This window comes from Tabrizicola piscis, assembly GCF_003940805.1.
GTDB lineage: Bacteria > Pseudomonadota > Alphaproteobacteria > Rhodobacterales > Rhodobacteraceae > Tabrizicola > Tabrizicola piscis.
Genome location: NZ_CP034328.1, coordinates 2,407,987 through 2,434,379, shown reverse-complemented (window position 1 = coordinate 2,434,379; position 26,393 = coordinate 2,407,987). Strand labels below are relative to the sequence as shown.

Here is a 26,393-nt window from a genome sequence, read left to right as displayed (position 1 = left end):
AATGTCACCCCTTGGACACAAGATTTGGTGGTCAGACGAAGGGTATGGCGAGCCCGACACCAATCAGCAGAATCCCCGACGCCATGTTCAGCCGGCGCATCGCTTCGGGGCTGGACAGCAGGCGGCGGGCGCGGTCCAGAAACCAGGCGAGGGCAAGGTTGCCAATCATCGGGATCAGCGCCGAGATGAGGAGGATGGCCGTGATATCGGCGGCATTGACGCGGGACAGGTCAAAGAACCCGGGCAGCACGCCCATGTAGAACAGGATCGCCTTGGGGTTGCCGATGACGGCGGCGACACCCACGGCAAACCCCGCCCAAGCGCCGGGGCGGGTCAGGCGGTTGTCGGTGTCGAGGGTGGTGGCCGGCTTGCGAAGCAGGAGGACGCCCATCAGCAGGAAGGTCGCCGCGGCGACCCAGCGCAGGACCTGCAGGAAATCACCGTAAAGGGACAGAATCCAGCTAAGGCCGAAGATCGCGGCCATTGGCCAGATCAGATCGCCCAGCGCGACGCCGATGGCCAAGGGCCAAGCCCCCCGGAAACCAAAGGACAGTGACCGCGCCGTCAGCGCCACCCAGACCGGCCCGGGCACGACCCAAAGTGCCGCCATGCCCCAGGCGTAGAGGGTGAGTTCGTATAACGAAACGGTCATTCACTTATTCCGATCAGCCGCGAGCCACTGCCGTCATCCGATACGGAAAGCCGCTGGCCGCGCGTGCCAAGGGCATCAAACAGATCGGAATCGGTGCCAGTCATGATGGCCTGTGCCCCCAAGGCACAGATTTCGTCATAAAGGGCAGCGCGGCGGGTGGCGTCAAGGTGGGCTGCAACTTCATCAAGCAGCAAAACGGGCGCAGCGCCAAGGTCCAGCTTCAGGGCGCGCGCATTGGACAGGATCAGGCTGATCAGAAGTGCCTTCTGCTCTCCGGTGGAACATTGGTCGGCGGGGGTGTCCTTGGCGGCGTAGCGTGCCAACAGGTCGGCGCGGTGCGGGCCGATCAGCGTGCGCCCCGCCGCGATGTCGCGGCGGCGGCCTTCGGCAAGGGCCGTGGCAAGGTCTTCGGGCTGGGCCGCACCCTCGGGCCCGGTAAGGGTAAGGTCAGCCGAGGGAAAGGCGCTGGCCGGGTCAATGGCCTGCGCAATGCGGGCCAGAGCGGCGGTTCGGTTCAGGGTGATCTGCTGGCCAGCCTCGGCCATCTGCGCTTCGAGGGCCGCGTACCAATGCGGATCGGTCACCTGATCCTTGATCAGGCGGTTTCGGTCGCGCATCGCCTTTTCGTATATGAGCGATTGTTCAGCATGCTCGGGCACGAAGCTGAGCGTCATGCGGTCAAGAAAGCGCCGCCGCCCCTCGGCCGCTTCGATCCACAGGCGGTCCATCGCGGGGACCAGCCAGAGGATGCGCAGGATGCGGCCAAGGCTGGCCTGCGTGGCGGCCTTGCCATCAATCCGCACCTGGCGGGTGGTGCCCGGTTCGGCCCAGGTTTCCAGCTCATGCGCGCTGGTCAGGCCCTGCACGGCGGCGGTGATCTTCCAGCCAAGCGCCTCGGGTCGGCGGGCAAGATCCTCAGCCGCGGCGCGGCGCAGACCACGGCCCGGAGACAAGAGCGAGACGGCTTCCAGCACATTGGTCTTGCCCGCGCCATTGGGCCCGACAAGGGCCACCGGGCGCCCATCAAGGCTTAGCCGCGCGGCGCGGTGGCTGCGGAAATGCGACAGGGCGAGGGTTTCGATCACCAGACCGCCCACGGGATTTCCCTTTCAGAACGGGGGTTTGGCGTGCCGTCAGACCCGCATCGGCATGACGACATACACCGCCGACAGGTCATTGCCTTCCCGCATCAACGTCGGGTCAGCCGAGGAGTTGAACAGGAAAACCGCATTCTCACGGTCCACCTGGCTGGCGATTTCCAAGAGGTACTTGGCGTTGAAACCAATCTCAAGCCGTTCATCGCCATAGGCGACGGCAAGCTCTTCCTCGGCGGCGCCACTGTCAGGCGCGTTGACCGACAGGATCAGCCGGTCTTCATCCAGCGACAGTTTCACTGCGCGCGAGCGTTCGGAGGAGACGGTGGCAACGCGGTCCACGGCCTTGGCGAATTCGCTGGCGTCCACCTCCAGCCGCCGGGTGTTGCCGGTGGGGATAACGCGGGTGTAATCCGGGAAGGTGCCGTCGATGACCTTGGAGGTCAGGGTGATGGCGGGCGTGGCAAAGCGAACTTTCGTCTCGGACACCGAAACGGCGATGGTGGCATCATCGTCGTCCAGGAGTTTGCGCAGCTCCCCCACGGTCTTGCGGGGCACGATCACGCCGGGCATCGCGTCAGCCCCTTCGGGCAAGGGCGCGTCGATCCGGGCCAGGCGGTGGCCGTCGGTGGCGACGCAGCGCAGCACCTTGCCGGTTTCGCCCTGCGAGACGTGCATGTAGACGCCGTTGAGGTAGTAGCGGGTTTCCTCGGTCGATATGGCGAATTTCGCCTTGTCGAACAGGCGGCGCAAGACCGGGGCGGGGGCCGAGAAGTTGGACGAATATTCGCTGGTCGCCATCACCGGGAAATCTTCTTTCGGCAGCGTGGCTAGGCTGAAGGTCGACCGGCCCGCCGTGATGGTCAAACGGCCGGCGGCGGCGTCTTCGGCAAGGTTCACCAGCGCGCCATCGGGCAGCTTGCGGCAGATTTCATGCAGCATGACGGCGGACACCGTGGTGGACCCGGCGCGTTCCACCATGGCGGGGGCGCGATCCACAACCTCGATATCCAGATCGGTGGCGCGGAAGGAAACTTGCGCCCCCTCAGCCTCGATCAACACGTTGGCGAGGATCGGGATGGTGTTGCGCCGTTCGACGACCGATTGTGCCTGCGCCAGCGCCTTGAGCAGAACCGCGCGTTCGATGCTGAGTTTCATCTGACTTCCCCCTGCGGACCCCTTGAAGGGACGCCGAATTTACCCGGTTTTCGCCGGTTCACAAGTGTTTCACTGGACTGTGGGTGCGTTTCCGGGGGCCGTCAAGGGCGGCCCGACTTCAACCCTGAAGGAGACGGCGCAGAAGCTGCAGATCGTCGGAAAGCTGGCTGTCGGTGGCCATCAATTCCTCGATCTTGCGGACACCGTGCATGATTGTGGTGTGGTCGCGGCCGCCGAAGCGCCGACCGATTTCCGGCAAGGACCGCGGCGTCAGCTGCTTGGACAGATACATCGCCACCTGACGCGGCCGGGCGATGTTGCGCAGGCGCTTGGGGCCGATCATGTCCGAGAGGCGGATGTTGTAATGTTCGGCAACCTTGCGCTGGATTTCCTCGATCGACAGCTTGCGGTCGGAGGACCGCAGGATATCGGCCAAGCAGTCCTGCGCCAGTTCCAGCGTGATTTCGCGGCCCACGAGGCTGGCGAAGGCGAACAGACGGGTCAGCGCGCCTTCCAGAATACGGACGTTGGAGGTGATGCGGTGGGCAAGGAATTCAAGCACGCCGTCGGCCAGCACCAGCCCGCGATACTGCGAGCGGTAGTAGTCGACCTTTTGCTGCAGGATGCCAAGGCGGAGTTCGTAATCGGTGGGGTGCAGGTCCACCACAAGACCGCACTGCAGGCGGGATTTGATCCGCTCTTCCAGGTCCTTGATTTCGCCCGGGGCACGGTCAGCCGAGATGACGATCTGTTTGTTCTGGTCCACAAGCGCGTTGAAGGTGTGGAAGAATTCTTCCTGGGTGGAATCCTTGCCAGCGATGAATTGCACGTCATCGACCATCAGCACGTCGACGGAGCGGAACAGTTCCTTGAAGTCCATCACCTGACGTTCGCGCAGGGCCTGGACGAAGCGGTACATGAACTGCTCGGCCGAGAGGTAAAGCACACGCAGATCGGGGCTGCGGGTGTGAAGCTCATGCGCGATGGCGTGCATGAGGTGGGTTTTACCAAGGCCGACGCCACCGTAAAGGAACAGCGGGTTGAAGGTGACCGGGCCACCTTCGGCCACGCGTCGGGCGGCGGCATGGGCAAGCTCGTTCGGTTTGCCGACAACGAAGCTGTCAAAGGTGAAGCGGGCGTCCAGCGGGGCACCGGGCAGATCCTCGACCGGAACGGAGCGGGCGCGGGACGGCTTGGCGGTGGCCTTCACCGGCGCAGGCGCGGTGGCCATCGACGGGGCACCTACGGCAAACTCCACCCGCTCCACCGGGCTGCCGGCGCTGGCAAGCTGGCTGCGGATATGATCGGCATAGTTGCGCTGGACCCAGTCGCCAAAAAAGATGGTCGGCACTTCGAAACGGGCGACACCGTTGTTCAGGAGGGCAAGCTTGAGCGGTTCGATCCAAGTGACGTAGTTGTTCTTGCCCACGCGCTTGATCAGTTCTTCCCGGACCTGACCCCAAGTTTCGTTCGTCATTCGTTTTGACCTGCCAATATCCTGGACCCGGCAGAAAACCTGCCGAACCTTCACTTCCTATTCAACGAACGAGCCGCGCCGACCAAACCTGTCCCCCCCATGGGCGAGGCGGACCAATCCGGTTCTGGCAAGGGACATGACGTGCAGACGCCGCCCCGGGGTAACCCGGCAGGCTGGCCTCTGCGTGATGGAGTGGCTTGAATGCCACTGCCAAATCACTGATCACAAAAAGAAAACCCAAACCAGATGGCGCAGCAGCCACGGATTCGTGCAGCGGTTTCCTTCTTGCGAACCGTTCTTGTCCCCCAAGTCGACGTGAATCGCAGTCAGACGCTAGCAAGCGCTCTGCGGGGTCTGCAACCGAACATCTCGCTTGACAGGGTTTCCCTGAAATCGAATCCCGCGGCCCGTGCAAATCGGCAACGGAGTGCCCGGGTGGCACAGAAATTCAGGCGCAGAAATGCCAAAGGGCGCAGCCCTGACGGGTGCGCCCCAGATGCTCCCCATGCCTGGCACAGGGAATCAGGCAGGTAGGTTCAGGCCTTGACGACGGCCTTAACGCGCGACGCCAGACGCGAGATCTTGCGCGACACGGTGTTCTTGTGCAGCACGCCTTTGGACACGCCACGCGCCAGTTCCGGCTGAGCGGCTTTCAGGGCAGCGGCGGCAACTTCGGCATCGCCGGAGGCAATCGCCTCTTCGACCTTGCGCAGGAAGGTGCGGATGCGCGAACGGCGGGCTTTGTTGACGGCATAACGCGCTTCGGACTGACGGGCGCGTTTCTTGGACTGGGCGGTATTTGCCATGGGCTTCCCTTGGGATCTTTCGGTTTCAAACGGTTTGCACGAAAGACCAAAGGCCCCGACCGAGGGTCGGGATTGATTCTTGCCTAAGCGGGCCCACGCGCATGTCGGGCGTCCTTTAGGGCAAGAGGACGGAAAAGGAAAGCCCCCTGCTCGTCGATGACTGCGTCACTCCTCGCCGATGAGGAGACGCAGTCGCACGAGGCGGGGTCAGCGGTCGCGGAACTGCGGTTGGCGCTTTTCCAGGAAGGCGGCCATGCCTTCCTTCTGGTCTTCGGTCGCAAAGAGGGCGTGGAACATGCGGCGTTCGAACAGCAGCCCCTCAGCCAACGTGCCTTCCTGCGCGCGGTTTACGCATTCCTTGACGACCATCGTGGTGACGGCGGATTTCTCTACCACCTTCTGCGCGGCCTTCATCGCCTCTTCGATCAGGGATTTGGCGGGGACCACCCGGCTGACGAGGCCGCAGCGTTCGGCTTCGCCTGCGTCCATGAAGCGGCCCGTCAGATGCATGTCCATGGACTTGGACTTGCCCACGGCACGGGTCAGGCGCTGGGTTCCGCCCATGCCGGCGACGATGCCCAGATTGATTTCCGGCTGGCCGAACTTGGCCGTGTCGGCGGCGATGATGAAGTCGCACAGCATCGCAAGTTCGCAGCCCCCGCCAAGGCAATAGCCGGACACAGCGGCGATGATCGGCTTGCGGACCTTGGCGATTGCGGCGGATTCGGCGGCGAAGAGGTCATCGAAAAAGACGTCGATGAAGGATTTCTCGGCCATCTCGCGCACGTCGGCCCCGGCGGCGAAGGCCTTTTCCGACCCGGTGACGACGATGCAGCGCACCTTGTCATTGGCGTCCGCCGCAGTCACCGCGGCTGCAAGTTCCCGCATCAGCGTGGAATTGAGCGCGTTCATGGCATCGGGGCGATTGAGCCGGATGAGGGTGACGTAATCCTCAGTCTCGACGATCAGCGTCTCATAGGCCATGGCCGGGTCTCCGCTGTTGCAGTGGGGGTGACTCCTAGCACCAAACGGCGGGATGGCAAGTCAACTCTGGCAGGCGGGGCACCAGAAGGAGGAGCGGCCGGATTGCACCGTGCGGGTGACGGTGCCCCTGCAGCCGGGGGTTTCGCAGGGGTCGCCCTCACGGTCATAGACTTGGAAATGCTTGGAAAAATACCCAAGCTCGCCATTCGCCTGCCGGAAATCGCGCAAGGAGGAGCCGCCCGCCTCGATCGCCTCGGCCAGCACTTCGCGGATGATCGGGACAAGGCCGTGGACGGCGGTTTCCGCAAGGTCACCGGCAAGGGTCAGGGGGCTGATGCGGGCGCGGAACAGGGTTTCGCAGACGTAGATATTGCCCAGACCCGCGACGATGCGCTGATCCAGAAGCGCGGATTTGATCGGCGTGCGGCGGCCAGCCAGCCGGGCGGCGAGGTAGGGTTCGTTGAAATCATTGCCAAAGGGTTCGGGCCCGAGACCCGCCAGCAAAGCATGCGCGCCGCCGGTGGGCATGAGATCCATCGCGCCGAAGCGGCGGGCGTCGTTGAAGGTGATCCGCGCGCCGCCCTGCATGTGCAGGACCACATGGTCATGCTTTTGCGGCGCGGGGTGGTCATGGTGGAACTGGCCCAGCATCGTGCCGGAGATCAGCATCCGGCCCGACATGCCCAGGTGGATGAGCAAAGTCTCACCGCTGTCGAGATCGGCGAGGATGTATTTCGACCGCCGCCGCAGTGCGGTCACACGCGCGCCCGTCAGACGTTCGGCCATCCGTTCCGGCAGGGGCCAGCGCAGATCGGGGCGGTTGACCTCGGCCCGTTCGATGACCGCGCCTTCCATGACCGGGGCAAGGCCACGGCGGACAGTCTCAACCTCGGGCAGCTCAGGCATTTGTCAAACCGTTCTTGCGGATCTGTTCGAGCGCGAAATCCTTGAACTCACCGATCCCGACCGAATACTTCAGGACCTTTGCCTTGCCGCCCGGCTTGAACACAAGCAGCAGATCATAGGACCCCGCATCCGCGACACGGGTGAGGTTCTTCCAGCGGTATTCGCGCCGCTGCAGGAAGCGGGTCACGATCAGGACATCGCGGTCATAGCGCGCCTCGCTGGTAAAGACGTAAAGCACACCGGAAACAGCGAGAACCGGCAAAAGGAACTGCATCGCGACAAGGATCCAGTCCGACTGCGCACCCGGAAGGTCTGCAGCCGACTGCCAGACCACGGGCGAAAGCGCATACCAGACCACCATCCCGGCAATCACCAGAATCGTGACCCTGACACCGCTGGAGGGGCGCAGCACCTTTTCCCCGACCGTGACGGGCGCCGGTCCGCCCGTCCCCAATCCGGCCACATAGCGGTACTGCAGCGGCAGATCACCGACCTGCAGGAAAGATGCGTCGGGCAGGGCACCCTGAGCCAGTTTGCGCGCCTGTTGCCGGCGGCGACGGCGCAAGGCGAACAAGATCAGGCCACCCCAGAAACCGATCAGGATCACCATCGGCAGCACGGTCGCACCCCAGACGAAGAAGATTTCCGGCCAATGCGTCACACCCTGCATTCCACTCTTTCCTGCGACAGACGGTTTTCCTTTCGTGCGCTTCGGTATAACTCGAAGCGGACGACATACAGGCAGCATCCTATGACGCAAGGTTCAGACAAGACCACCCATTTCGGCTTTCAGGACGTGCCCGAGGCCGAGAAGGCCGGGATGGTGCATGGGGTCTTCAGCCGCGTCGCGTCAAAATATGACGTGATGAATGACCTGATGTCCGGGGGCGTTCACCGGTTGTGGAAAGACGCTATGATGGACTGGCTGGCCCCCCGCGCGGGCCAGCGCCTGCTGGATGTGGCGGGCGGCACCGGCGACGTGGCGTTCCGGTTCCTGAAGCGCGCGCCGGGGGCAACGGCCGTGGTCTGCGACATGACCGAGCCGATGCTGATTGAGGGGCGCAAGCGGGCCGAGGCGGAAAAGCTGGCCGCCAGCCTTGACTGGGTGGTGGGCGACGCGATGGCGCTGCCTTTCCCGGACGCGAGTTTCGATGTCTACACCATTTCCTTCGGAATCCGGAACGTGACGCGGATCGACGAGGCGCTGGCCGAGGCTTACCGGGTGCTGCGCCCCGGCGGGCGGTTGATGGTGCTGGAGTTCAGCCAGATCCCCAACGACCTGCTGCAAAAGGCCTATGACCTGTATTCCTTCAACGTCATCCCGGTGATGGGGCAGATCGTGGCGGGGGATCGCGACAGCTATCAGTACCTTGTGGAATCGATCCGCAAGTTCCCGGATCAGGAGACATTTGCCACCATGATCCGCGCGGCGGGCTTTGGGCAGGTGAAGTACCGCAACCTGACGATGGGTGTCGCCGCCCTCCATTCCGGCTGGAAACTGTGAGGGGTCCGCACAACATCATCCGCCTGATCCGCACGGGTGCCACGCTGGAGCGCACCGGCGCGATGGACGTGGTGCTGGAGGCGTTCAAGGCGCCGAAACGGCTGCGCTTTGCGGCGCGGATGCTGGGCTGGCCGTTCAAGTGGCTTGGCCTGAAGGGTGACCCGGCACTGCCGCCGGCGACCCGCGCGCTGACGGCGCTGGGGCCCGCCTACATCAAGTTCGGGCAGATCCTGTCCACCCGCCCGGACATCGTTGGCGAAGAGGTCGCCCAGCAGCTGAAGTACCTGCAGGACAAGCTGCCCCCCTTCCCCACCGACATTGCCAAGGCGATGATCGAAGCCGAGCTGGAGCAACCGGTTCCCGCGATCTTTTCCGAATTCTCCGAACCCGTTGCCGCCGCCTCCATCGCGCAGGTGCACCGGGCTCGGCTGGTGGAAACCGGCGAGGAGGTGGCGGTCAAGGTCCTGCGCCCCGGCATCGAACGCGCCTTCCGCAAGGACATCGACGCCTTCTACTTCGCCGCCCGGATGATCGAGGTTCTGGCACCGTTTTCCCGCCGCTTGCGGCCTTTGGACGTGATCGCCCATTTCGAAGGCGTCGTCATGGGCGAGCTTGACCTTCGGCTGGAATCCTCGGCCGCGGCTGAGTTTGCGGCCAATACGGCCAAGGACGAAGGCTTTCAGGTGCCAAAGCCGCACTGGTTCCTGTCCAGCCGCAACGTGATGACGCTGGGCTGGGCCGAGGGGATTGGCCTGAACGAAAACGCGCTGATCGATGCGCAGGGGCATGACCGGCGGGTGCTTGGCGCACGGGTTTTGCAGCTGTTCCTGAACCACGCGCTGCGCGACGGGTATTTCCACGCCGACATGCATCAGGGCAACCTGAAGATCGCGGCGAATGGCGACATCATTGCCTATGATTTCGGGATCATGGGACGGATCGACGAATACACCCGCCGCGTCTACGCCGAGATCCTGATGGGCTTCATCCGCAAGGACTATCGCCGCGTCGCCGAAGTGCACTTCGAGGCCGGATACGTCCCCCCGACCGCGACATTGACGAATTCGCCCGCGCCCTGCGCGCCGTGGGTGAGCCGATCTTCGGCATGGATGCCAGCCGGATCAGCATGGCGCGGCTTCTGTCCTATCTGTTCGAAGTGACCGAACGCTTCGGCATGGAAACGCGGACCGAGCTGATCCTTCTGCAGCGCACCATGGTGGTGGTGGAAGGCGTCGCCCGGTCTTTGGACCCGCATATCAACATCTGGGAAGTCGCGAAGCCGATTGTCGAAAGCTACATCAAGGAAACCATCGGCCCGAAGGCTGTTCTGCGCGACCTGGTGAAGACCGCACGCGTGCTGGCCCGCTTTGGCCCAAGGATGCCCGCGCTGGTGGAGGCGCAGTTGATCAAGGTCGGCAATCCGGGAAATACTATGCCCCCCGCCCGGCGGCGGCTGCATCCGGTTGTCTGGGTTGGACTGGTTCTGGCGGCGTTTGGGGCTGGCATCGTCCTCGGTGAACTTCTTTAGCGGCAGGGTTGGCCCCCCGTGCGGACGCTAGCTTTGGTCCTGCGGCTGGCGCAGGGCCGTGACGGCGCTGCTTGCCACCTCAACCCCGCCGTCAAGGATCAGGGATGTGCCTTGCGGCGTGCTGCGCACCTCGACCACGCGGGCGTAGTGTTCGACCGGGCTGGTGTTCAGGACCGTGTCACCCTGCAGACTTTCCAATGACAGCGCATAAGTGCCCGGCGGCAGGGGGTTTCCGGCTGCGTCGGCGCCAAGCCATTGATAGGGGTCGGTGCTGACCGGAATCTCTTCGCGCGCGACAAGGGCGCCGCGGCTGTCGCGCACGACAAGGACAGCCCGGTCAGCGCCAGCGGCGGGGCTGGGCAACAGCGTCGCTGGCGCACCATCAAGATGCACCGGCGCTGCTGACCGGGCCTCCTGCCCGATCCAGCCCGCCATCTCGGCCATGCCCATCTCTTGGAACCGGGACTGCATGTCCGCCAGCAGCTGATTGGTGCGCACCTGCTGTTCGACCCCCGAGAAGGTGGCAAGCTGCACGGCATAATCGGCCGAATCGATTGGGTTAAGCGGATCCTGGTTTTGCATCTGCACCGTCAGCATCCGCAGGAAGGTGTCGAAGTCCGAGGTGATCTTGCTGGTGTTGCCCGGCGGAGATGTCTGCCCGGCTGTCGAAGCGGAACTGGTCGCCAGTGTGGCGGCGGTGACGGTCATGAAAGCTCCTCATATCCGAAGGTCAAGGGTACCGGACGGCTGCAGCGCGGGTCGGTCGACCGACAGCCCGAGCGATGGCGTAGGCGAAGAAGGATGGGGGTCGGAAAGGTCCGGTTCGGGTGGGCCCGGCGGCTGATCCGCACGACCACTGTTGTCATTGCCGTAGGACTGGCCAAAACCGATGTTGACCCCGGAATAGCCTGCGTCCCGCAGCGCCTCGGCCAGTTGGTCGGCGTGGCGGCGGAACAGATCAAGCGTCTCTGCCCGTTCAAAGTTGAGCATGACGATCATGCGGTCGGGGTTCTGCGAATCGGTCTGCAGAGTGACGCGGACATGGCCAAGCTCATCCGGCGACAGGGCGATTTCTGTCATGCCGTCGCTTCGTTGAGGCAGGGAATGGATCAGTTGGGCGGCAAGTTGTGGCATAGCAGCAGCCGGGCCACCTGCCGTCGGTGGTCCGCCAAGGGCGGCAGAGGTGGCAGGCAGGGTAAACCCGGCCCCGTCACCTTCGGGCCCAAGCATCGCAGCCTCGGCCTGCGCTGCAAACAGCGACAGAATCGCCGTTTCCGCCAGCCCCGGCGCAGGGCCCATGGGGGGAGGGGCGGGTGCTGTCACGACCCCGGCCCCGGGTACCGCCAAGGCGGTGGCGGGCGAGTCTGCGCTTGTGTTGCCGGCCGGAGCAGGCAGGCCCCCCTGCACCGACGACCGGTCTTCGATCGAAGCGAGTGCGCCTTGCCACAGCCGCACGCCGACCGCCGCAAGTGCCACCACGGAAGGGTCAGAGCCCGGCGTCTGCCCGACCACGAACCCAAGGCCAGGCATTTGAAATGAAGGCTCGGCGGCCGGCCGGACCAGTGGGTCGGCATCGGCCGTGTCGCTGGCTGCTTGTGACAGGTCCAAGCCAGAGGCTGCGACACCCAAAGCCGAAGGGGCGCGCATCTGCCCGTCAGCCACCTGTGCATCCGCAGCCTTTGGCACTGAGCCCTGCCCCTCCGCTAGCGGTTGGGCTGGCAGACCCCCGGCATCTGATGCTGCGGTGACAGAGACCGCGTCGATACTGGGGGCAAGTATCGCATCAGACCGTACGGCGGGGGACAAGGTTGGATCTGGCACCCCGTCACCACCCTGCCCGGCGGGGAAGGGCAACCCAGGCCAAAGGACTGCGACGGTCAAACCCGCGAGGGGCGTGCCGTCCGGCACGGCAGGATCGTCCAATACCGCATCGTCCTGGCCTTCCCCCGGCAAGAGCGTTGCGAAGTCTTCGGTTCCCGCCCCGTCCTGCCCGGCACCGGCCGGGGTGCCGCCAAGGGCTGCTAGCCCCACGATTGGTCTGTTTGCGATGACTGTCTGCATCTTCCCACGACTTCTGCCGCCTACCAGTCCGGTATCCCCCACAGAAGTTACCTCTTCTTTACCCGCCTCACGGATCATCAGGAAAATTCGATTCAACCGGAGAAAAGCATGACCCCATCCCCGATTCCCGGCCTGCCCCCGGCGGCAGCAGACCGACGGCAGGTCATTCTGGCCAAGGCCCAAGAACTTGAGGCCACCTTTCTGGCAGAAATGCTGGCGCATGCGGGCCTTGGGGATCTGCAGGGCGGCTTTGGCGGTGGCGCGGGCGAAGCGCAGTTTGCCAGCTTTCTGCGGCAGGAACAGGCCCGGCTGATGGTCGACGGCGGCGGCATCGGGCTTGCCGAGATGATTTTCAACACATTGATGGAAGCAGACCATGCCCACAACGCTTGAAACCTTGCTTGACCAGACGCGTGATGCGGTTCTGGCAGGCGATATTGCCGCTCTTGCCGATCTGGCCCCCCAGGTGGAGGCTGAGGCGGGGGACCTGCCGCGACTGGATGCCAATGCGGTACGGCGGCTGCAGGAAAAGGCCGCCCGCAACGCCCAGCTTCTGCAGGCCGCCACGCGCGGCATCCGCGCTGCCCAGGACAGGCTGGAGGAGATTTCCAGCGGGCCAACGCTGACGACCTATGACGCCCGCGGCAAAAGGGCGGCGATTGCCCCGCCGTCCCCGGCAATGCCGCGACGGTTCTGAGTTTCTTCAAATCCGCGGTATTTCGGGCTTGGGCGTTAGGACTTGGTTAGAAGCTTCCGCCTTTGATGGCACCTGCGTCCCATGACGGGTCGGCGCCACCATTCACCCTGGTGGCATAGGATAGAACGCCCATCCTGCCACACCCAGTGGCCATTCTGGCCGTGAAAGCTGCGGCCTTACGCAAAAGGACCGAACGATGTCGTCAATCCTGACCAATACCAGCGCGATGGTTGCCCTGCAGACCATGAAGGGCATTACCTCGAACCTGAACAAGACCCAGTCGGACATCTCGACCGGGAAGAACGTGGCTTCGGCCAAGGACAACGCCGCCGTCTGGGCGATCTCCAAGGTGATGGAATCGGACGTGAAGGGCTTCAAGGGTATCTCGGACAGCCTTGCACTGGGCGGCTCGACCATTGCCGTGGCCCGCAAGGCGGCGGAAACGGTCACCGACCTTCTGACCGAAGTGAAGGGCAAGATCATTGCCGCGCAGGAAGAGAACGTTGATCGGGGCAAGATCCAGACCGACATCGAACAGCTTACCGGGCAGATCGCCTCGGTCGTGGGCGCAGCCCAGTTCAACGGCCTGAACATGATCGATGGCAGCAGCACCGAAGCGGTTAACATCCTTTCGTCGCTAAGCCGCGACTCCACGGGCAACGTCACCGCGGGCCAGATTGTGATCGAGCGTCAGAGCCTGTCCGTCACCACCCCGGTTTCGGCGCAGGCGTTCGGCACTGGCACGCTGACTGACAACGACACGGCGGAGGCTTACCTGAACTCTACCGGTGCGACGGGCACCCTGTTCGACGGTACCGCCTATCAGGCGGACGGCAGTGACTTCGAAACCATCGCGGACGGCGCGTCGAACACGATCACCATCGGTCAGGTTGCCGCAGGAATCAGCTATGAAGTCCGGCTGGGTGAAGTGGCAGTCAACGTGGTCGGCGGCGGCAGCTCGCTTGGTTCGCGGACCTTCCAGTATGTGGCCAGCGCGGAAGACGGTACGGCCGAAGTTGCCAAGAACCTTGCGTCGCAGATCAACGCGTTCTTCGGGGCGGCAACGGAAGCTGGGCTTGGCTATTCGGCGACGGTAAGCTCCACCAACCCGAACCAGATCACGATCACCAACGGCGCTGCCGGTGGTACCGTCAACACGTCAATGACTCTGGGTCTGCGCGCAACCACCGGCGGCACGCCCGGCGCAGCCGCTTCGGGCAGTGGCCTTGGTGCGCTGTCCAACATCGACGTGACCACCGACACCGGCGCCACCGGGGCACTCGCGTCGATCGAAGGTCTGATCCAGACCGGCATCGACGCTGCCGCGGCTTTCGGTTCGTCACAAAAGCGGATCGAGATTCAGTCGGATTTCGTCAGCTCGCTGACCGACTCGCTGAAGACCGGTATCGGCGCGCTGGTCGACACTGACATGGAAGAAGCCTCGGCCCGTCTGCAGGCGCTGCAGGTCCAGCAGCAGCTTGCCACTCAGGCGCTGTCGATCGCCAACCAGCAGCCGCAAAGCCTGCTGTCTCTGTTCCGGTAATCCTGACGGGTCGCGGGCGTTTGCCCGCGGCCCACCCTACCCCCCAAGCCCCGAACAGATGGACCCCCGATGACCTATCAATCCCCCATCGCCTATGCCACGCGAGGAACCCCTGCCCGCTCACTCCGCTCGGTCGAATACGATCTGATCGCGCAGGTCACGCAGCGTCTGCGCAGCGCCTGGGCCAAGCGCACCACCGATTTTCCCGCCCTGGCTGCGGCCCTCGCCGACAACCAGCAGCTTTGGTCCACACTGGCCCTGGATGTGGCACAGTCCGACAACGGGCTTCCAGCAGCCCTGCGGGCGCAGCTTTTCTATCTGTACGAATTCACCGCCAAGCACAGCCGTGCCGTGCTTGACGGCAGCGCCAGTGCCGAAGTCCTGACCGACATCAACATGGCCATGTTGCGCGGCCTGCGTGGCGATGGGGGCGGCAGATGAGCGGGCTGGTCCTCAAGCTGGGTCCGCATGAAAGAGTGCTGATCAATGGTGCCGTGATTGAAAACGGCGATCGGCGATCTCGTCTTGCCATCATGACGCCGAATGCCAGCATTCTTCGCCTGCGCGACGCGATCCACCCCGAAGAGGTGAACACCCCCGTACGCCGGGTGTGCTACATCGCCCAGCTGGTTCTGACCGGGGATTGCGAGGCCGGCGACGCGCGACCCCAGCTGCTTCGCGGGATCGAACAGCTTAGCCAGGTGATGACTGACACGGATAGCCGGACCCAGCTTTCCGTTGCAAGCACCGCAGTCCTGAACGATCAGCACTATCAGGCGCTGAAGGCGCTGCGCAGCCTGCTGCCCCGCGAGGAGCGGCTCTTTGCGGCCGGACGCGCATGAGCTTTCAGCCGGTCCTGCCCCTTGGTGGCCTTGCCGGCTGGGGATTTCTGAAGCGGACGATTGACCGCCAGCAGGCCTTGCAGCAGGCGACTCCCGTGCAACAGCGGGACGAGGCCTATTTTCGTGACCGTATCGGCAAGGTCGATACGGCTGAACAATTGGTATCGGACAAGCGGCTCCTGCGGATTGCCTTGACCGCCTTCGGGCTTGAAGGCGATGTCAACAGCAAGGCCTTCATCCAGAAAGTGCTGGAGGGTGGCACAATCAGGGAAGGCAGCCTCGCCAACAAACTGGCGAACAAGCAGTATGAAAAGCTGTCGGCCGCCTTCGGTTTTGGGAATTTCTCGGTCCCCCGTACGAAACTTTCGACATTTCCTGCAGAGATCATTGCCCAGTTCCGCGTCAGAAGCTTCGAAACGGCGGTTGGCACGCAGAACAATTCCTTTCGTCTGGCCCTGAATGCGGAACGCGAACTTCCCGCGCTGGCCGCAAGACCGATCAGCGACAAGGCGAAATGGTATTCGATCCTGGGCAACGCCCCCCTGCGCGAGGTGGTGCAGACGGCGTTTGGCCTGCCGAAAAGCTTTGCCTCGATCGACCTTGACCAGCAGGTCACTGTCCTGCAAGGCCGAGCACAGTCTGCCTTTGGGTCGGCAAACATCAGCCAGTTCGCCGATCCGGAAAAACTGGACAGCCTGATGCGACGGTTCATGCTTCGGGCGGACATGCAGGCGCAAGGCGCGGGCAGCTCCAGCCAGGCCATCGCACTTGCGCTTTTGCGGCGCTAGCCTTTGACCGGAATGACCTGCGAAGCGCAGAAATTGCGCAATAGGCGGGTCCAGTGCCGGAACGGGGTGGCAGGGTGACCAGCGCTGACAAAACCGTCGAGAGTGAAAGCGAAAGCGACAAACAGATTCTGGCAACCTTATGTTTTCATTAATCCAACCGCGATGCGCTGGGTCGGGATATCAGAATCAGATCTACCCAAGACAGGCCCGCAACCGCTCGAAGCTCCCATCGACTCCGGTCGCTGGCGCAGGCTCTGCCAGAAACATGTCCAGCCCCGGCCATAGGCGGATCGCCCTGTCGATCATGGGGTCCGATCCCGCGGTGTAAAGGCCGGCCTGAATCATCAATTCGGCCCGATCATAGGCGCCCAGAAGGGCCCGCGCGTCCTGGATCATGGCGCTTTCATCCTGGGTGGCAGCCTCCGGCAAGGACCGAGAGACGGATCGCAGCAAGTCAATCGCCGGAAACCGACCGCGTTCGGCGATGCGGCGGTCCAGAACGACGTGCCCATCCAGAACCCCGCGCAGAATATCCGCCACCGGTTCTTCCATGTCGGACCCGGGAACCAGCACGGTGAACACCGCCGTAATGTCGCCCGAACCTTCGGGCCCCGGACCCGCTCGTTCCGCCAGACCCATGATCGCCTGAGACAGCGAGGGCGGATAGCCGCGCAATGACGCCTCTTCCCCGCCAGCAAGCGCCACCTCGCGATGCGCGTCGGCGTAGCGGGTGACCGAATCGACCAGCAACAGGACGTGCAACCCCAGGTCACGAAAGTGCTCGGCCACAGCCGTTGCGGTCAGGGCGCACATCCGGCGCATCAGGGCAGATTGGTCCGAAGTTGCAGCAACCACCACGCTGCGCGCCATGCCCGCAGGACCAAGAACGCGTTCGGTGAATTCGCGCAGCTCGCGTCCGCGTTCGCCGACCAGGCCGATCACCACGACATCGGCCGCGACCCCGCGGGCAAAGCGGGCAAGAAGCGAGGATTTCCCGACGCCAGAGCCAGCGAAAAGGCCGATGCGCTGGCCGCGCACGAGGGGCAGAAGCGTATCGAAGACGGCAACCCCGGTGGACAGCCGCCCCCCCAGCCGCCGCCGGGTCGCCGCTGCCGGGGCGTTGGCGCGCAGGGGCCGGGGATGCGCGCCACGCAACAGCGGCAGGCCATCCAGCGGCCGCCCCATGGGATCGACGATCCTGCCGATCCAGCTGTCATCCGGGGCGATGTCCGCTTTGCCCAAAAGCTCCACCCGGTCGGCGATTGCCATGCCATCGCCCGAGGCGTCCGGCAGCACCGAACACCGCCCGGGCGTGAGCCGCAGCACCTCACCCCCGGCGGCGCCATCGCGGCTATGGATCAGGACGCGGTCCCCGATCGCCGCACCGTCCAGACCCGCAATTTCAGCGAGGCCACGACGGGTTTCAACGATCCGGCCAACGCGCCTGACAGAAGTGGAAACGCCAATTTCAGCGAGCAGGCCATCAAAGATTCCAGCCACGGGATTCTCCCTTTGTTCGGTCTCAACCGTTTCTAAAGGAATCACCCTTAAGTCTTGGTGAAGTTGGTCGAGGGAGAAGCCCCGATGTTTGAGAAACTGGAACTTACCCGGATGGCCCAGGCGCTTGCAGCGCATTCGGGGGCACGGATGGGCGTGATTGCGCAGAACGTCGCCCATGCCGATACACCCGGCTACAAGGCGAAGGATCTGGCGGCCTTTGCGAAGGTCTACGCTGCCGAACCCGGCGCGATGCGGGCCACTCGGCCCGGGCATCTGACGGCGGCTGCGTCAGCTCGGGAACCAGACGTCCAGCTTGCCCCGGGGCGCGAGGCGCCGAACGGCAATACCGTATCGCTGGAAGGCGAAATGGTGAAATCGGTTGAGGTGCGACAGAACCATGACATGGCGCTGGCGGTCTATCGCGCCACGTCGGATGTCCTGCGCGCCAGCCTTGGCCGGTCACGGTAGGGGGCGTAGATGGGCAACGATCTGCTGACCTCGCTTTCCTTTGCGGCCTCCGGGATGGAGGCTCAGTCCATGCGGCTGCGGCATGTGTCAGAAAACATCGCCAACGCCGATACCCCCGGCTACCACCGCAAGGTGATCAGCTTTGACCAGGCGATGGAGACGGGCCTGGTGGAAGCCGGCCGCCCGCGTCTGGACCAAAGCGACCTTGTGAAAATCTACGACCCCGGCCACCCGTTGGCCGACGCAACTGGTCACCGTGACGGCTCGAATGTCGATCTGGTGATTGAAATCGCTGACGCGCGCGAAGCGCAGCGCAGCTATGAGGCGAACCTCAGGATGTTCGATCAGACCCGTCAGATGACGCAAAGTCTGTTCGACCTTCTGCGCCGATAGAGGAGATCTAGAATGGATGTGAATACCTCTCTCGTAAGTCAGGCATATGCCAACGCCCGCACGGCGGCCGCCCCGCAACCGCAAGGTGACGGGGCGGCAGACGGCTTTGCCAATCTTGCCACCAATTTCATGGCTACGCTGCAGGAACACGAAGCGACTGCCAGCGCCGCCATGATCGGTGGCGCCGATCCACATGCCTTGGTGCAGGCGCTGGCGTCCTCACAAATGGCCGTGGAAACGGTGGCTACGGTGCGTGACCGGGTGGTCGAGGCCTATCAGGAAATCCTGAGGATGCCGGTATGAACAGCGGCATGACCGAGGCGATGATCTATGACGTGATGCGCCAGGGATTGTGGGTTTCGGTCCTGATCTCGGCGCCGTTGCTGACGGTGGCACTGGTGGCGGGCGTTGTCGTGGGCCTGTTTCAGGCGCTGACCTCGATCCAGGAGATGACGCTGACCTTCGTGCCGAAGGCGGCCCTGATGCTGGTGGTTTTCTGGGCGTCGATGAGCTTTATGACATCGACCCTGGTTGCCTTTTTCGCGGGCACGATCATCCCTCAGATTGCGGGGGGCTGACCTTGGACGCCGCAGGATACACCACCTTGAACCGCCAATCGGGCCTGATGCGCGAGATGGCGGTGGTCGCAAACAACCTTGCCAATGCCTCCACGACCGGATTTCGCCGCGAAGGCGTTGTGTTTTCCGAATTCATCACGGCGATGGGCAAAGACCCTTCGCTGTCGATGGCCCACGCCGCCGGCCGGCATGTCGACCTTAGCCAGGCGACGGTCAGCCAGACCGGCGGCACGCTTGACTTTGCGATCCAAGGCCCCGGGTTCTTCCTGATCGAAACGGCGGAGGGCGAAAGGCTGACCCGTGCGGGCAGCTTCTCGCCCTCGGCCGAGGGAGAGTTGGTCACGCCCGATGGAAACAGGCTGCTGGACGCGGGCGGCGCCCCTGTCCTTCTGCCGCCCGATGCGACGGCCGTCACCCTGGCGCGGGATGGCACGCTTTCGGCCAATGGCCAGCCCATCGCGCAGATCGGCCTGTGGCAACCCGCCGATCCGCTGGCGCTGCGGCACCAGTCCGGCACACTTTTTGCCGCCGACGCGCTGGAACCGGTTGAGGGTTCCGTGGTGCTGCAAGGCATGCTGGAAGACAGCAACGTAGAGCCTGTGTCCGAGGTCACCCGGATGATCGAGGTCCAGCGCGCCTATGAACTTGGGCAGAAATTCCTTGATGCCGAGGACGAACGCGTCCGCGGCGTGATCCAGGCACTTGGCCGATAGGGGACAGCAATGAAAGCGCTTCAGATCGCGGCAACGGGCATGGCGGCCCAGCAGATGAAGGTGGACGTCGTGTCCAACAACCTCGCCAACATGTCGACCACCGGATACAACCCGCGCCGTGCCGACTTTGCCGATCTGCACTATCAGCAGATGGCGCGGCCCGGCAGCCTGACCGCGGAAGATGGCAGCATGCTGCCGACAGGCATCCAGATCGGCCTTGGGGTGCGGCCAGCAAGCGTTTCCGTCATTCTGGGCCAAGGGTCTCTGGACGCCACAGGGGGGGACCTCGACCTTGCCATCGACGGCGACGGCTATATCGAGGTGACCATGCCTTCGGGTCTGACCGGCTATACCCGTGACGGGTCGCTGAAGCGGTCGGCCGAGGGGTTGATCGTCACGTCTGACGGCTATCCTGTGGTTCCCGGGATCACCATCCCCGCCGATGCACGCGGCCTGACGATCAGTGCCTCGGGCGAGATCTGGGCCGATTTCGCCGACCGGCTTGAACCGGAACTGCTGGGCCAGCTGACACTTTCCAGCTTTCCCAACCAAAAGGGGCTTGAGGCGATCGGGTCGAACCTGTTCCTTGAAAGCCCCGCTTCGGGCGCGCCCCTGTCTGCTGCGCCGGGGCAGGACGGGCTTGGAACGCTGCGACAAGGCTATCTGGAAAGCAGCTCGGTCGACGCGGTGCGTGAGGTGACCGAACTGATCAAGGCGCAACGCGGTTACGAGTTGAACGCCAAGGTGATCACGGCAGCGGACCAGATGCTTGCCGCGACCACGCAGGTGCGATGATGTTGCGCTGCCTTGTCCTCGCCTTGCTGGCGTCCCCCTCCTTTGCGGAAAGCGTCGTGGCCACGCGCACTTTGCGCCCCAACACGGTGATCGGGCCGGAAGACCTGACAGTCGTCGACGCCAGTTTGCCCGGCGCCCTGACCGACCCCGCAGCGGCTTTGGGCCTGGAAACGCGGGTTGCCATCTATGCGGGGCGCCCGATCCTGCCGGCGAACCTCGGCACCCCGACGTTGGTACAGCGCAATCAGCTTGTCACCCTCATCTATCTAGCGGGGGGGCTTGCCATCTCGACCGACGGCCGCGCGCTGGCCCGCGGGTCGGCGGGTGAGACGGTGCGTGTGATCAACATTGCGTCCCGCACCACGGTCAGCGGACGGATCGGCCCGGATGGTGCGGTTTATGTCGGATGGGGTGAATGACATGCTGATGCGATCTGCTCTTGCGCTTGTCCTGGTATCCGGTTGCGGCAAACTGTCTGAGGTCGGCCGGGCACCAGAGTTTTCGCCCCTTGAAGGCGGGGCGCAGCACTATGCGATGTATTCCGCCGTGCTTCCGGAAGATGTGCCCGCAGCTGCCCCTTCGGATGCCTCATCCTTGTGGACAGCAGGGACGGATTCCCTGTTTGGGGACCGCCGGGCTGCGCATCGTGGCGACATTCTGACCGTCGTCATCGAAATTGACGACAGTGCCGAGATTTCGAATTCCACCGACCGAAGCCGAAACGGCCGGCAAAGCTCGGGCTTGCAGGAATTTCTGGGGATTCCGCAACGGATCGACGAAAAACTGCCGGAAGGCGCCAGCATGGCCGAGGCTTTCGAGATGGACTCGTCATCCACCTTCAGGGGATCGGGCAACGTGGCCCGGAACGAGGAGCTGACCCTGCGCATTGCGGCGACCGTGGTTGAAGAACTGCCAAACGGCGTGCTCCGGGTCGAAGGCCAGCAGGAGGTGCGGGTGAACTTTGAAATGCGCGAACTGGTGGTGACGGGATTCGTCAGGCCCATCGACATCTCACGCCAGAACGAGATCACTTACGACAAGATCGCAGGCGCACGCATCGCCTATGGGGGTCGCGGGCAGATCACGGACATGCAGCAACCCACCTACGGCCAGCAGGTCGCCGATATCGTGTTGCCGTTCTGACCATGATGCGCAAACTTTTTCCCATTGTGCTGGCGGTTGCAGGTCTTGGCGCTGGCATCGGAGCGGGTCTGTGGCTGCGGCCTGATCACGAGGAATCCGATACGACAGAGAAGGCAGAAGATGCGGCCGCAACCGCGGATGTGGCGACCGATACCGGCGCCGCGCCCGAGTTTGTCAAACTGAGCAATCAATTCGTGGTCCCCGTCGTAGACCAGGGCCGGGTGGCGGCGATGGTGGTGCTGTCCCTGTCGCTTGAGGTGGAAGAGGGCGAGTCCGATGCGGTCTTTGCGCGTGAGCCAAAGCTTCGTGACATGTTCCTGCAGGTTCTGTTCGACCACGCGAACGTGGGCGGCTTCAGCGGGTCTTTCACCGACGGTTCGAACCTGATCGTGCTGCGCAACAGCCTGAAGGAAGCGGCCAGTCTGGTGCTTGGCACAGTCGTGAAAGATGTGCTGATCATTGACATCGCCCGGCAGGACAGCTGACCCCGGTCAGCGCTTGCCATGCAGGCGGGCGGCAATTCCGCGCAAAGCCTGTACCCGACCAAACGCAACTTCCGCCTCTGCCCGTGCGGCAAGGACCTCCGCCGTTTGGCGGGCAAGGACCAGGTTCAGCTCCGACTTGCGGGCGTCGGCCCATCGACGATAGTCGCAATCCACCCGTGCGGCCACCACCTCGGGCAGGTCGGCAGGGTCGGCGGCCTTGTCGATGGCGGCCATCTGCGCCCGACTGCGGTCAAGCCGTTCGGCGGCCTGCCGCATCTGGCCAAGGTGATGCCGAAGCAGCAGATCGGCCAGAGTAATGACCTTTGTGGTTTCCGTCCGCCGTGTCATCGCTTGCGTGCCTTCCTGCGCATGGCATCGGCAAATCGAATGGCGGCTGCGACGGCGCGGTAGTGTTCGGCGCGGATCTCCTGCCCAAGCTCGACGGTTGCATGCAAGGCCCGCGCTGTCGGGGGATCGCTGTGAACAGGGATGCCATGTTCGGCCGCTCGCGCCCGGATCACGGCGGCAATCTCATCAACCCCCTTTGCCACGCAGACCGGAGCCCCACCCTTGCTGCGATCCCAGCGCAGGGCGACAGCAAAGTGGGTCGGGTTCACAACCACCACATCGGCGGTTGCCACATCCGACAGCATCCGGTTCGTTGCCACATCCTGCGCCTTCTGGCGTCGGGCCGATTTCAGATAGGGATCGCCTTCACTTTCCTTGAACTCATCCATGAGTTCCTTGCGCGACATCCGGTTGCGCTGGCGGTGCAGATGGACTTGCCAAAGATAATCCACCCCGCCCAGCGCCACGGCGACGAGCATCAGGATGAACAGAAACTCCAGCGTCAGTTGTGACAGGACCATGGTCGACAGAGCCGGCGACAGATAGATCGTGGCCAGAATGTCCTCCAACCGCGACACCAGGAAGACGTACAGGATAGCGGAGACGATCCCCAGCTTTGCGGTGCTCTTTGCAAACTCCACCAGGCCCTCAGCGCCAAACTTGTGCTTTGCGGTTGCGATGGGCGAGACGCGCGAAAGTTTCGGGGCAAGGTTGGCCAGCGTCACCAGAAAGCCGCGCGTGGCAACGACGACGACCAGCACCACGACGGGCGGAAACAGCATGAGCGCCAGCGGTGGCCCGGCAAAGCCGATCAGGATCCCCCCCAGCGGGCCGGAAGCACCCGTTGTCATCAGCCGCGACAACCGGTCAGCCTGATCCAGCACGACCATGCCAGAGGTTCCAGCCCGCTGAACCGCCCAGCCGCCCATCGAAATCAGGGCCAGCAGTAACCCGGCAATCGAGGCGGCCATCAGCAGGTCCGGCGATCGCGGAATGTCACCCCTCTTGCGCGCCTCGACAAGCTTTTGCGGCGAGGCATCATGTTCCTTGTCGGTGTTTTCATCATCTTCGCCGCTCATTGCGCGACCGCGAAGGGGCTGGCCAGAAAGGCTTCAAAGGCATGCAGCCAGACAGCCAGCAAAAGCGGGGTCGTGACTGCCAGCAACGCCAGCCCCCCCAAGGTCAGCGCCGGCGCCCCCACCATCGCGACCATCAATTGCGGCATCGCGCGGTTGATCGCGCCCAGGGCCAGGTTGTAGATCATCGAGGCTATGATGAAAGGCGCGGCAAGGGTGAAGGCAAGGCTGAAGGTCTGGCTGGCAAGACCCACCCCCCAGTCGGCCACGGCGCGCGGCTCCGGGTAGCCGCCCGCCGGGAGGATGTCATAGGACAGGATCAGAAGTTCAACCGCCTTGATATGCAGCCCGGCACCAAGGGCCAAAGCGATACCGGAGATCAGGAACAGGCTGCCAATGGCTGGTTGCGGTTCTGGCGCGGCCCCGACGAACAGTTGCGACAGCGTCGTCGCTTGGGCGATGATGGCCGCGGCGGTCTGCAGGGCCAGCAGAAACAGGCGCATCCCGATCCCCAGGATCAGGCCGGCAACAGCCTCGCCCAAAAGGGGGGCAAGGCCCGGGTCTGGGCCAAAGGCCTCAATCTCCGGGGCCAGAACCGGTGCAACGACCGCCGCAAAACACAGGATCAGCGCCAGCTTTACCCGCTGCGGGACCACCATCTCGCCAAATCCCGGCATGAGCGCGACAACGGCACCTGCCCGGACAAAGACAAGCGCCGCAGCCCATAGAAGCCCCTCAGCCATGTCAAGCAGGGCACCAAGCTCGGTCAGGATCCCGTTCATGCCGGGACCTGACCCAGAAGGGCGGGGCGGGCGTCGGTGCCGATCTCTTCATAGGACAGGACCGGCATTTGCAGACCCTTTGCCTGAACCACCGTGCGCAAGAACCGTCGCCGCGCAACCGACGTCACCAAGGCCGGATAGACACCCGTCTCGGCGGCGCGGTTCACACGCTCGGTCAAGCCATTGCCAAGACGCGCAAAAAGTTCGGGTGGCAGGGCAATGTCGCGTAACCCGCGATCGCCGTCGATCTGGTAGGTTGTAAAAGCCTTTTCCCAATCCGGTGCCAGCTGGAGCAGCGGCACTGTCCCATCCGGCCGTTTCAGCTCGGCCACGATCTGGAAACCAAGGCGCTGACGCACATGTTCGCAGATCGCCTCTGGCGGGCCCAGATGGCGGGCTTCGGCCACGGCCTCAAGGATCAACGGCAGGTTCCGGATCGAAACCCGTTCATCCAGGAGAAGCCGCAGGACAGCGTGGAGCAGGTCTAGCGGAACTTTTTCCGGCAAAAGCTCGTCCAGCAGGCGGCGATTGGCTTCGGCGCGGGCGGGATCGGACAGTTTGACGAACTCGTCCAGCAGGCGCCGCAGGCCGCGCAATGTCAGCATCCGGGACAGATTTGCCTTCAGCACCTCAAGGAGATGGGTGGCCAGAACCTCCGTCGGAGAGACGACGGTCAGGCCGGACAGGGCCGCATCCTCTTGCTGGTCGGGGCGGATCCAGCGGGCGGGGGCGCCGTAGACAGGCTCACGAACGTCAAGACCATCGGGGGCAAGGACACCTTCGGTCAGCAGGACAAGCACCCGATCCGGGAACAGCTGGTCGGACACCCGTTCCACCCCCTGCAGACGGATCCGGTAGCGGCCCGCCGACAGGCCCGCCTCATCCGTCAGGCGGATTTCAGGCAGAATGAAGCCGAAAGCCGTGGCCACATGATTGCGCATGTTTGCAATCCGGCCATCAAGCCCGACCACGGGATCCAGCACCATGGCCACAAGGTTCGGGGCGAATTCAATGTGGATGTCGTCAAAATCGAGGATGTCCCCGATGGACTTCACCCGCGCAGGTTCCAAAGCCGGGAGCGGCGCAGTTTCCTGCCGTGCCCCTTTGCGCAGCTGATAGAGCGCCAGCCCGCCAAGCCCGATTGCCGCCAGCATGAACGGCAGAAAAGGCATCCCCGGCACGATGGCAAGCAGTGCCATCAAGCCGGCAACCGTGCCAAGTGCGCCCGGATAGCGCCCGAGCTGGGCAAAGAACGACACATCGGCCGCGCCTTTTTCGCTGCCCTTGGCCAGCAAAAGCGCCGCCGCGACCGAGATGATGACGGCGGGGATCTGGCTGACCAGCCCATCGCCCACCGTCAGAATCGTGTAGGTACGAAAGGCCGTTCCCACATCAAGATCATGCATGAAAATGCCGACAAGCAGGCCGACGACGATGTTCAACAGGGTGATGAGGAGGCCCGCGATCGCATCGCCCTTGACGAACTTCGATGCGCCGTCCAGCGACCCGAAGAAGTTGGTCTCGGCCAGCTCCAGCTCGCGTCGGCGCTTTGCTTCCGCGTGGTCGATGGCGCCGGCCGACATGTCAGCATCAATCGCCAGCTGGCGCCCGGGCATGCCGTCCAGCGCGAACCGGGCGCCGACTTCGGCCATGCGGCCGGCACCTTTGGTGATCACGATGAAGTTCACGATCAGGAGAACGACAAAAATCACCAGACCAAGGACGATGTTGCCGCCCATGATGAATTCGGCAAAGCCTTCGATCACATGGCCGGCGGCATCGGTTCCGGTATGGCCCTGGCCGATGATCAGCTTGGTCGAAGACACGTTCAGCGACAGCCGGAGCAGAAGCGAGGCGAGCAGGATTGTCGGGAAGGCGGAAAAGTCCAACGGGCGGTCAATGAACAGCGTCACCGTCAGCATCAGGATGGCCAGCGCGAAGGACAGGGCGAGGCCGATGTCCAGCAGCCATGCCGGAATTGGCAGGACCATCATGACGATGACGGCCATCAGCCCAAGGGCCAACAGGATCGTGGGCCGGAAAACGGCACCCAGGGTAAGGCCGGCAATCAT

General features: G+C 63.8%; 31 protein-coding genes and 1 pseudogene. 17 read left to right on the top strand and 15 right to left on the bottom strand.

Annotated features, from left to right (window positions below):
• Positions 1-31: 31 nt before the first annotated feature.
• The 8 genes from EI545_RS11875 to EI545_RS11840 form a co-directional block, all read right to left on the bottom strand.
• A complete protein-coding gene (locus EI545_RS11875; RefSeq protein WP_125325672.1) occupies positions 32-652 on the bottom strand; it encodes a LysE family translocator in 621 nt (206 codons plus the stop codon).
• Complete coding sequence (recF, locus tag EI545_RS11870) at positions 649-1,749, bottom strand: DNA replication/repair protein RecF (protein WP_125325671.1); 1,101 nt, start codon at positions 1,747-1,749, stop codon at positions 649-651. Before recF ends, EI545_RS11875 begins: the two co-directional genes overlap by 4 nt.
• 36 nt (positions 1,750-1,785) lie before the next feature.
• Positions 1,786-2,904 carry a DNA polymerase III subunit beta gene (gene dnaN, locus EI545_RS11865; protein ID WP_125325670.1) on the bottom strand — a complete coding sequence of 373 codons (1,119 nt, stop codon included), beginning with the start codon at positions 2,902-2,904 and terminating at the stop codon, positions 1,786-1,788.
• Between the two features lie 118 nt (positions 2,905-3,022).
• Entirely contained in the window at positions 3,023-4,381 is a 1,359-nt protein-coding gene (gene dnaA / locus EI545_RS11860; RefSeq protein WP_125325669.1) for a chromosomal replication initiator protein DnaA, read from the bottom strand.
• Between the two features lie 536 nt (positions 4,382-4,917).
• On the bottom strand, positions 4,918-5,187 hold the full coding sequence (rpsT, locus tag EI545_RS11855; RefSeq protein ID WP_125325668.1) for a 30S ribosomal protein S20: 270 nt from the start codon (positions 5,185-5,187) through the stop codon (positions 4,918-4,920).
• A 207-nt stretch (positions 5,188-5,394) separates the two neighbouring features.
• Positions 5,395-6,171: an enoyl-CoA hydratase gene (locus EI545_RS11850; RefSeq protein WP_125325667.1), complete on the bottom strand. Its 777-nt coding sequence runs from the start codon at positions 6,169-6,171 to the stop codon at positions 5,395-5,397.
• 60 nt (positions 6,172-6,231) lie between these two features.
• Positions 6,232-7,077 carry a bifunctional DNA-formamidopyrimidine glycosylase/DNA-(apurinic or apyrimidinic site) lyase gene (gene mutM, locus EI545_RS11845; RefSeq protein WP_125325666.1) on the bottom strand — a complete coding sequence of 282 codons (846 nt, stop codon included), beginning with the start codon at positions 7,075-7,077 and terminating at the stop codon, positions 6,232-6,234.
• Positions 7,070-7,747 (bottom strand): hypothetical protein, encoded by a 678-nt coding sequence (locus EI545_RS11840; protein WP_125325665.1) that lies wholly within the window; start codon positions 7,745-7,747, stop codon positions 7,070-7,072. The genes mutM and EI545_RS11840 overlap by 8 nt, the downstream gene beginning before the upstream one ends.
• Positions 7,748-7,828: 81 nt before the next feature.
• Between EI545_RS11840 and ubiE the strand changes: the two genes are divergently transcribed.
• Together ubiE and ubiB are read left to right on the top strand one after the other, a co-directional pair.
• Positions 7,829-8,581, top strand: a complete 753-nt coding sequence (ubiE, locus tag EI545_RS11835; protein WP_125325664.1) for a bifunctional demethylmenaquinone methyltransferase/2-methoxy-6-polyprenyl-1,4-benzoquinol methylase UbiE — start codon at positions 7,829-7,831, stop codon at positions 8,579-8,581.
• Positions 8,578-10,109 (top strand): annotated as a pseudogene (gene ubiB / locus EI545_RS11830) (2-polyprenylphenol 6-hydroxylase). The gene ubiE and the pseudogene ubiB overlap by 4 nt, the downstream one beginning before the upstream one ends.
• Before the next feature lie 27 nt (positions 10,110-10,136).
• On the opposite strand, the gene EI545_RS11825 reads toward ubiB, so the two are convergent.
• Together EI545_RS11825 and EI545_RS11820 are read right to left on the bottom strand one after the other, a co-directional pair.
• Positions 10,137-10,817, bottom strand: coding sequence for a flagellar hook capping FlgD N-terminal domain-containing protein (locus EI545_RS11825; RefSeq protein WP_125325663.1), 681 nt, complete (start codon positions 10,815-10,817; stop codon positions 10,137-10,139).
• A 9-nt stretch (positions 10,818-10,826) separates the two neighbouring features.
• Complete coding sequence (locus EI545_RS11820) at positions 10,827-12,170, bottom strand: flagellar hook-length control protein FliK (RefSeq protein ID WP_164517278.1); 1,344 nt, start codon at positions 12,168-12,170, stop codon at positions 10,827-10,829.
• A 108-nt stretch (positions 12,171-12,278) separates the two neighbouring features.
• Between EI545_RS11820 and EI545_RS11815 the strand changes: the two genes are divergently transcribed.
• The 6 genes from EI545_RS11815 (at position 12,279) to EI545_RS11790 (ending at position 16,040) form a co-directional block, all read left to right on the top strand.
• Positions 12,279-12,563, top strand: a complete 285-nt coding sequence (locus EI545_RS11815) for a rod-binding protein (RefSeq protein ID WP_125325661.1) — start codon at positions 12,279-12,281, stop codon at positions 12,561-12,563.
• On the top strand, positions 12,547-12,867 hold the full coding sequence (locus EI545_RS11810; RefSeq protein ID WP_125325660.1) for a hypothetical protein: 321 nt from the start codon (positions 12,547-12,549) through the stop codon (positions 12,865-12,867). The genes EI545_RS11815 and EI545_RS11810 overlap by 17 nt, the downstream gene beginning before the upstream one ends.
• A gap of 196 nt (positions 12,868-13,063) precedes the next feature.
• Positions 13,064-14,410, top strand: a complete 1,347-nt coding sequence (locus EI545_RS11805) for a flagellin (protein WP_125325659.1) — start codon at positions 13,064-13,066, stop codon at positions 14,408-14,410.
• A 69-nt stretch (positions 14,411-14,479) separates the two neighbouring features.
• On the top strand, positions 14,480-14,851 hold the full coding sequence (flaF, locus tag EI545_RS11800; protein ID WP_125325658.1) for a flagellar biosynthesis regulator FlaF: 372 nt from the start codon (positions 14,480-14,482) through the stop codon (positions 14,849-14,851).
• Positions 14,848-15,252, top strand: coding sequence for a flagellar biosynthesis repressor FlbT (gene flbT / locus EI545_RS11795; protein WP_125325657.1), 405 nt, complete (start codon positions 14,848-14,850; stop codon positions 15,250-15,252). The genes flaF and flbT overlap by 4 nt, the downstream gene beginning before the upstream one ends.
• Positions 15,249-16,040 (top strand): DUF1217 domain-containing protein, encoded by a 792-nt coding sequence (locus EI545_RS11790; RefSeq protein WP_125325656.1) that lies wholly within the window; start codon positions 15,249-15,251, stop codon positions 16,038-16,040. Before flbT ends, EI545_RS11790 begins: the two co-directional genes overlap by 4 nt.
• A gap of 192 nt (positions 16,041-16,232) precedes the next feature.
• Here EI545_RS11790 and EI545_RS11785 read toward each other — a convergent pair whose 3' ends face one another.
• Positions 16,233-17,540 (bottom strand): FliI/YscN family ATPase, encoded by a 1,308-nt coding sequence (locus EI545_RS11785; protein WP_125325655.1) that lies wholly within the window; start codon positions 17,538-17,540, stop codon positions 16,233-16,235.
• 84 nt (positions 17,541-17,624) lie between these two features.
• Here EI545_RS11785 and EI545_RS11780 point away from each other — a divergent pair, with 84 nt between their 5' ends.
• Genes EI545_RS11780 through EI545_RS11740 form a run of 9 tightly spaced genes read left to right on the top strand, consistent with a single transcriptional unit; the run spans position 17,625 to position 22,115 of the window.
• Positions 17,625-18,008, top strand: coding sequence for a FlgB family protein (locus EI545_RS11780; RefSeq protein ID WP_125325654.1), 384 nt, complete (start codon positions 17,625-17,627; stop codon positions 18,006-18,008).
• Positions 18,009-18,017: 9 nt separating this feature from the next.
• On the top strand, positions 18,018-18,401 hold the full coding sequence (gene flgC, locus EI545_RS11775; RefSeq protein WP_125325653.1) for a flagellar basal body rod protein FlgC: 384 nt from the start codon (positions 18,018-18,020) through the stop codon (positions 18,399-18,401).
• 12 nt (positions 18,402-18,413) lie between these two features.
• A complete protein-coding gene (gene fliE, locus EI545_RS11770; RefSeq protein ID WP_125325652.1) occupies positions 18,414-18,704 on the top strand; it encodes a flagellar hook-basal body complex protein FliE in 291 nt (96 codons plus the stop codon).
• An 8-nt stretch (positions 18,705-18,712) separates the two neighbouring features.
• Complete coding sequence (locus EI545_RS11765; RefSeq protein ID WP_125327437.1) at positions 18,713-18,979, top strand: flagellar biosynthetic protein FliQ; 267 nt, start codon at positions 18,713-18,715, stop codon at positions 18,977-18,979.
• Positions 18,980-18,981: 2 nt separating this feature from the next.
• Positions 18,982-19,692 (top strand): flagellar hook-basal body complex protein, encoded by a 711-nt coding sequence (locus EI545_RS11760; RefSeq protein WP_125325651.1) that lies wholly within the window; start codon positions 18,982-18,984, stop codon positions 19,690-19,692.
• Positions 19,693-19,701: 9 nt separating this feature from the next.
• Entirely contained in the window at positions 19,702-20,487 is a 786-nt protein-coding gene (gene flgG / locus EI545_RS11755) for a flagellar basal-body rod protein FlgG (protein WP_125325650.1), read from the top strand.
• A complete protein-coding gene (gene flgA, locus EI545_RS11750; protein WP_245989974.1) occupies positions 20,484-20,906 on the top strand; it encodes a flagellar basal body P-ring formation chaperone FlgA in 423 nt (140 codons plus the stop codon). Before flgG ends, flgA begins: the two co-directional genes overlap by 4 nt.
• 7 nt (positions 20,907-20,913) lie before the next feature.
• Positions 20,914-21,630 (top strand): flagellar basal body L-ring protein FlgH, encoded by a 717-nt coding sequence (gene flgH, locus EI545_RS11745; protein WP_125327432.1) that lies wholly within the window; start codon positions 20,914-20,916, stop codon positions 21,628-21,630.
• A 2-nt stretch (positions 21,631-21,632) separates the two neighbouring features.
• Positions 21,633-22,115, top strand: a complete 483-nt coding sequence (locus EI545_RS11740; protein ID WP_125325649.1) for a flagellar basal body-associated FliL family protein — start codon at positions 21,633-21,635, stop codon at positions 22,113-22,115.
• A gap of 6 nt (positions 22,116-22,121) precedes the next feature.
• On the opposite strand, the gene EI545_RS11735 is transcribed toward EI545_RS11740, so the two are convergent.
• The 4 genes from EI545_RS11735 to flhA are packed head-to-tail and all read right to left on the bottom strand — an operon-like array spanning position 22,122 to position 26,393.
• A complete protein-coding gene (locus EI545_RS11735; protein ID WP_125325648.1) occupies positions 22,122-22,463 on the bottom strand; it encodes a hypothetical protein in 342 nt (113 codons plus the stop codon).
• Positions 22,460-23,542, bottom strand: coding sequence for an EscU/YscU/HrcU family type III secretion system export apparatus switch protein (locus EI545_RS11730; protein WP_125325647.1), 1,083 nt, complete (start codon positions 23,540-23,542; stop codon positions 22,460-22,462). Before EI545_RS11730 ends, EI545_RS11735 begins: the two co-directional genes overlap by 4 nt.
• Positions 23,539-24,321: a flagellar biosynthetic protein FliR gene (locus EI545_RS11725; protein ID WP_125325646.1), complete on the bottom strand. Its 783-nt coding sequence runs from the start codon at positions 24,319-24,321 to the stop codon at positions 23,539-23,541. Before EI545_RS11725 ends, EI545_RS11730 begins: the two co-directional genes overlap by 4 nt.
• Positions 24,318-26,393: a flagellar biosynthesis protein FlhA gene (gene flhA / locus EI545_RS11720; RefSeq protein WP_125325645.1), complete on the bottom strand. Its 2,076-nt coding sequence runs from the start codon at positions 26,391-26,393 to the stop codon at positions 24,318-24,320. Before flhA ends, EI545_RS11725 begins: the two co-directional genes overlap by 4 nt.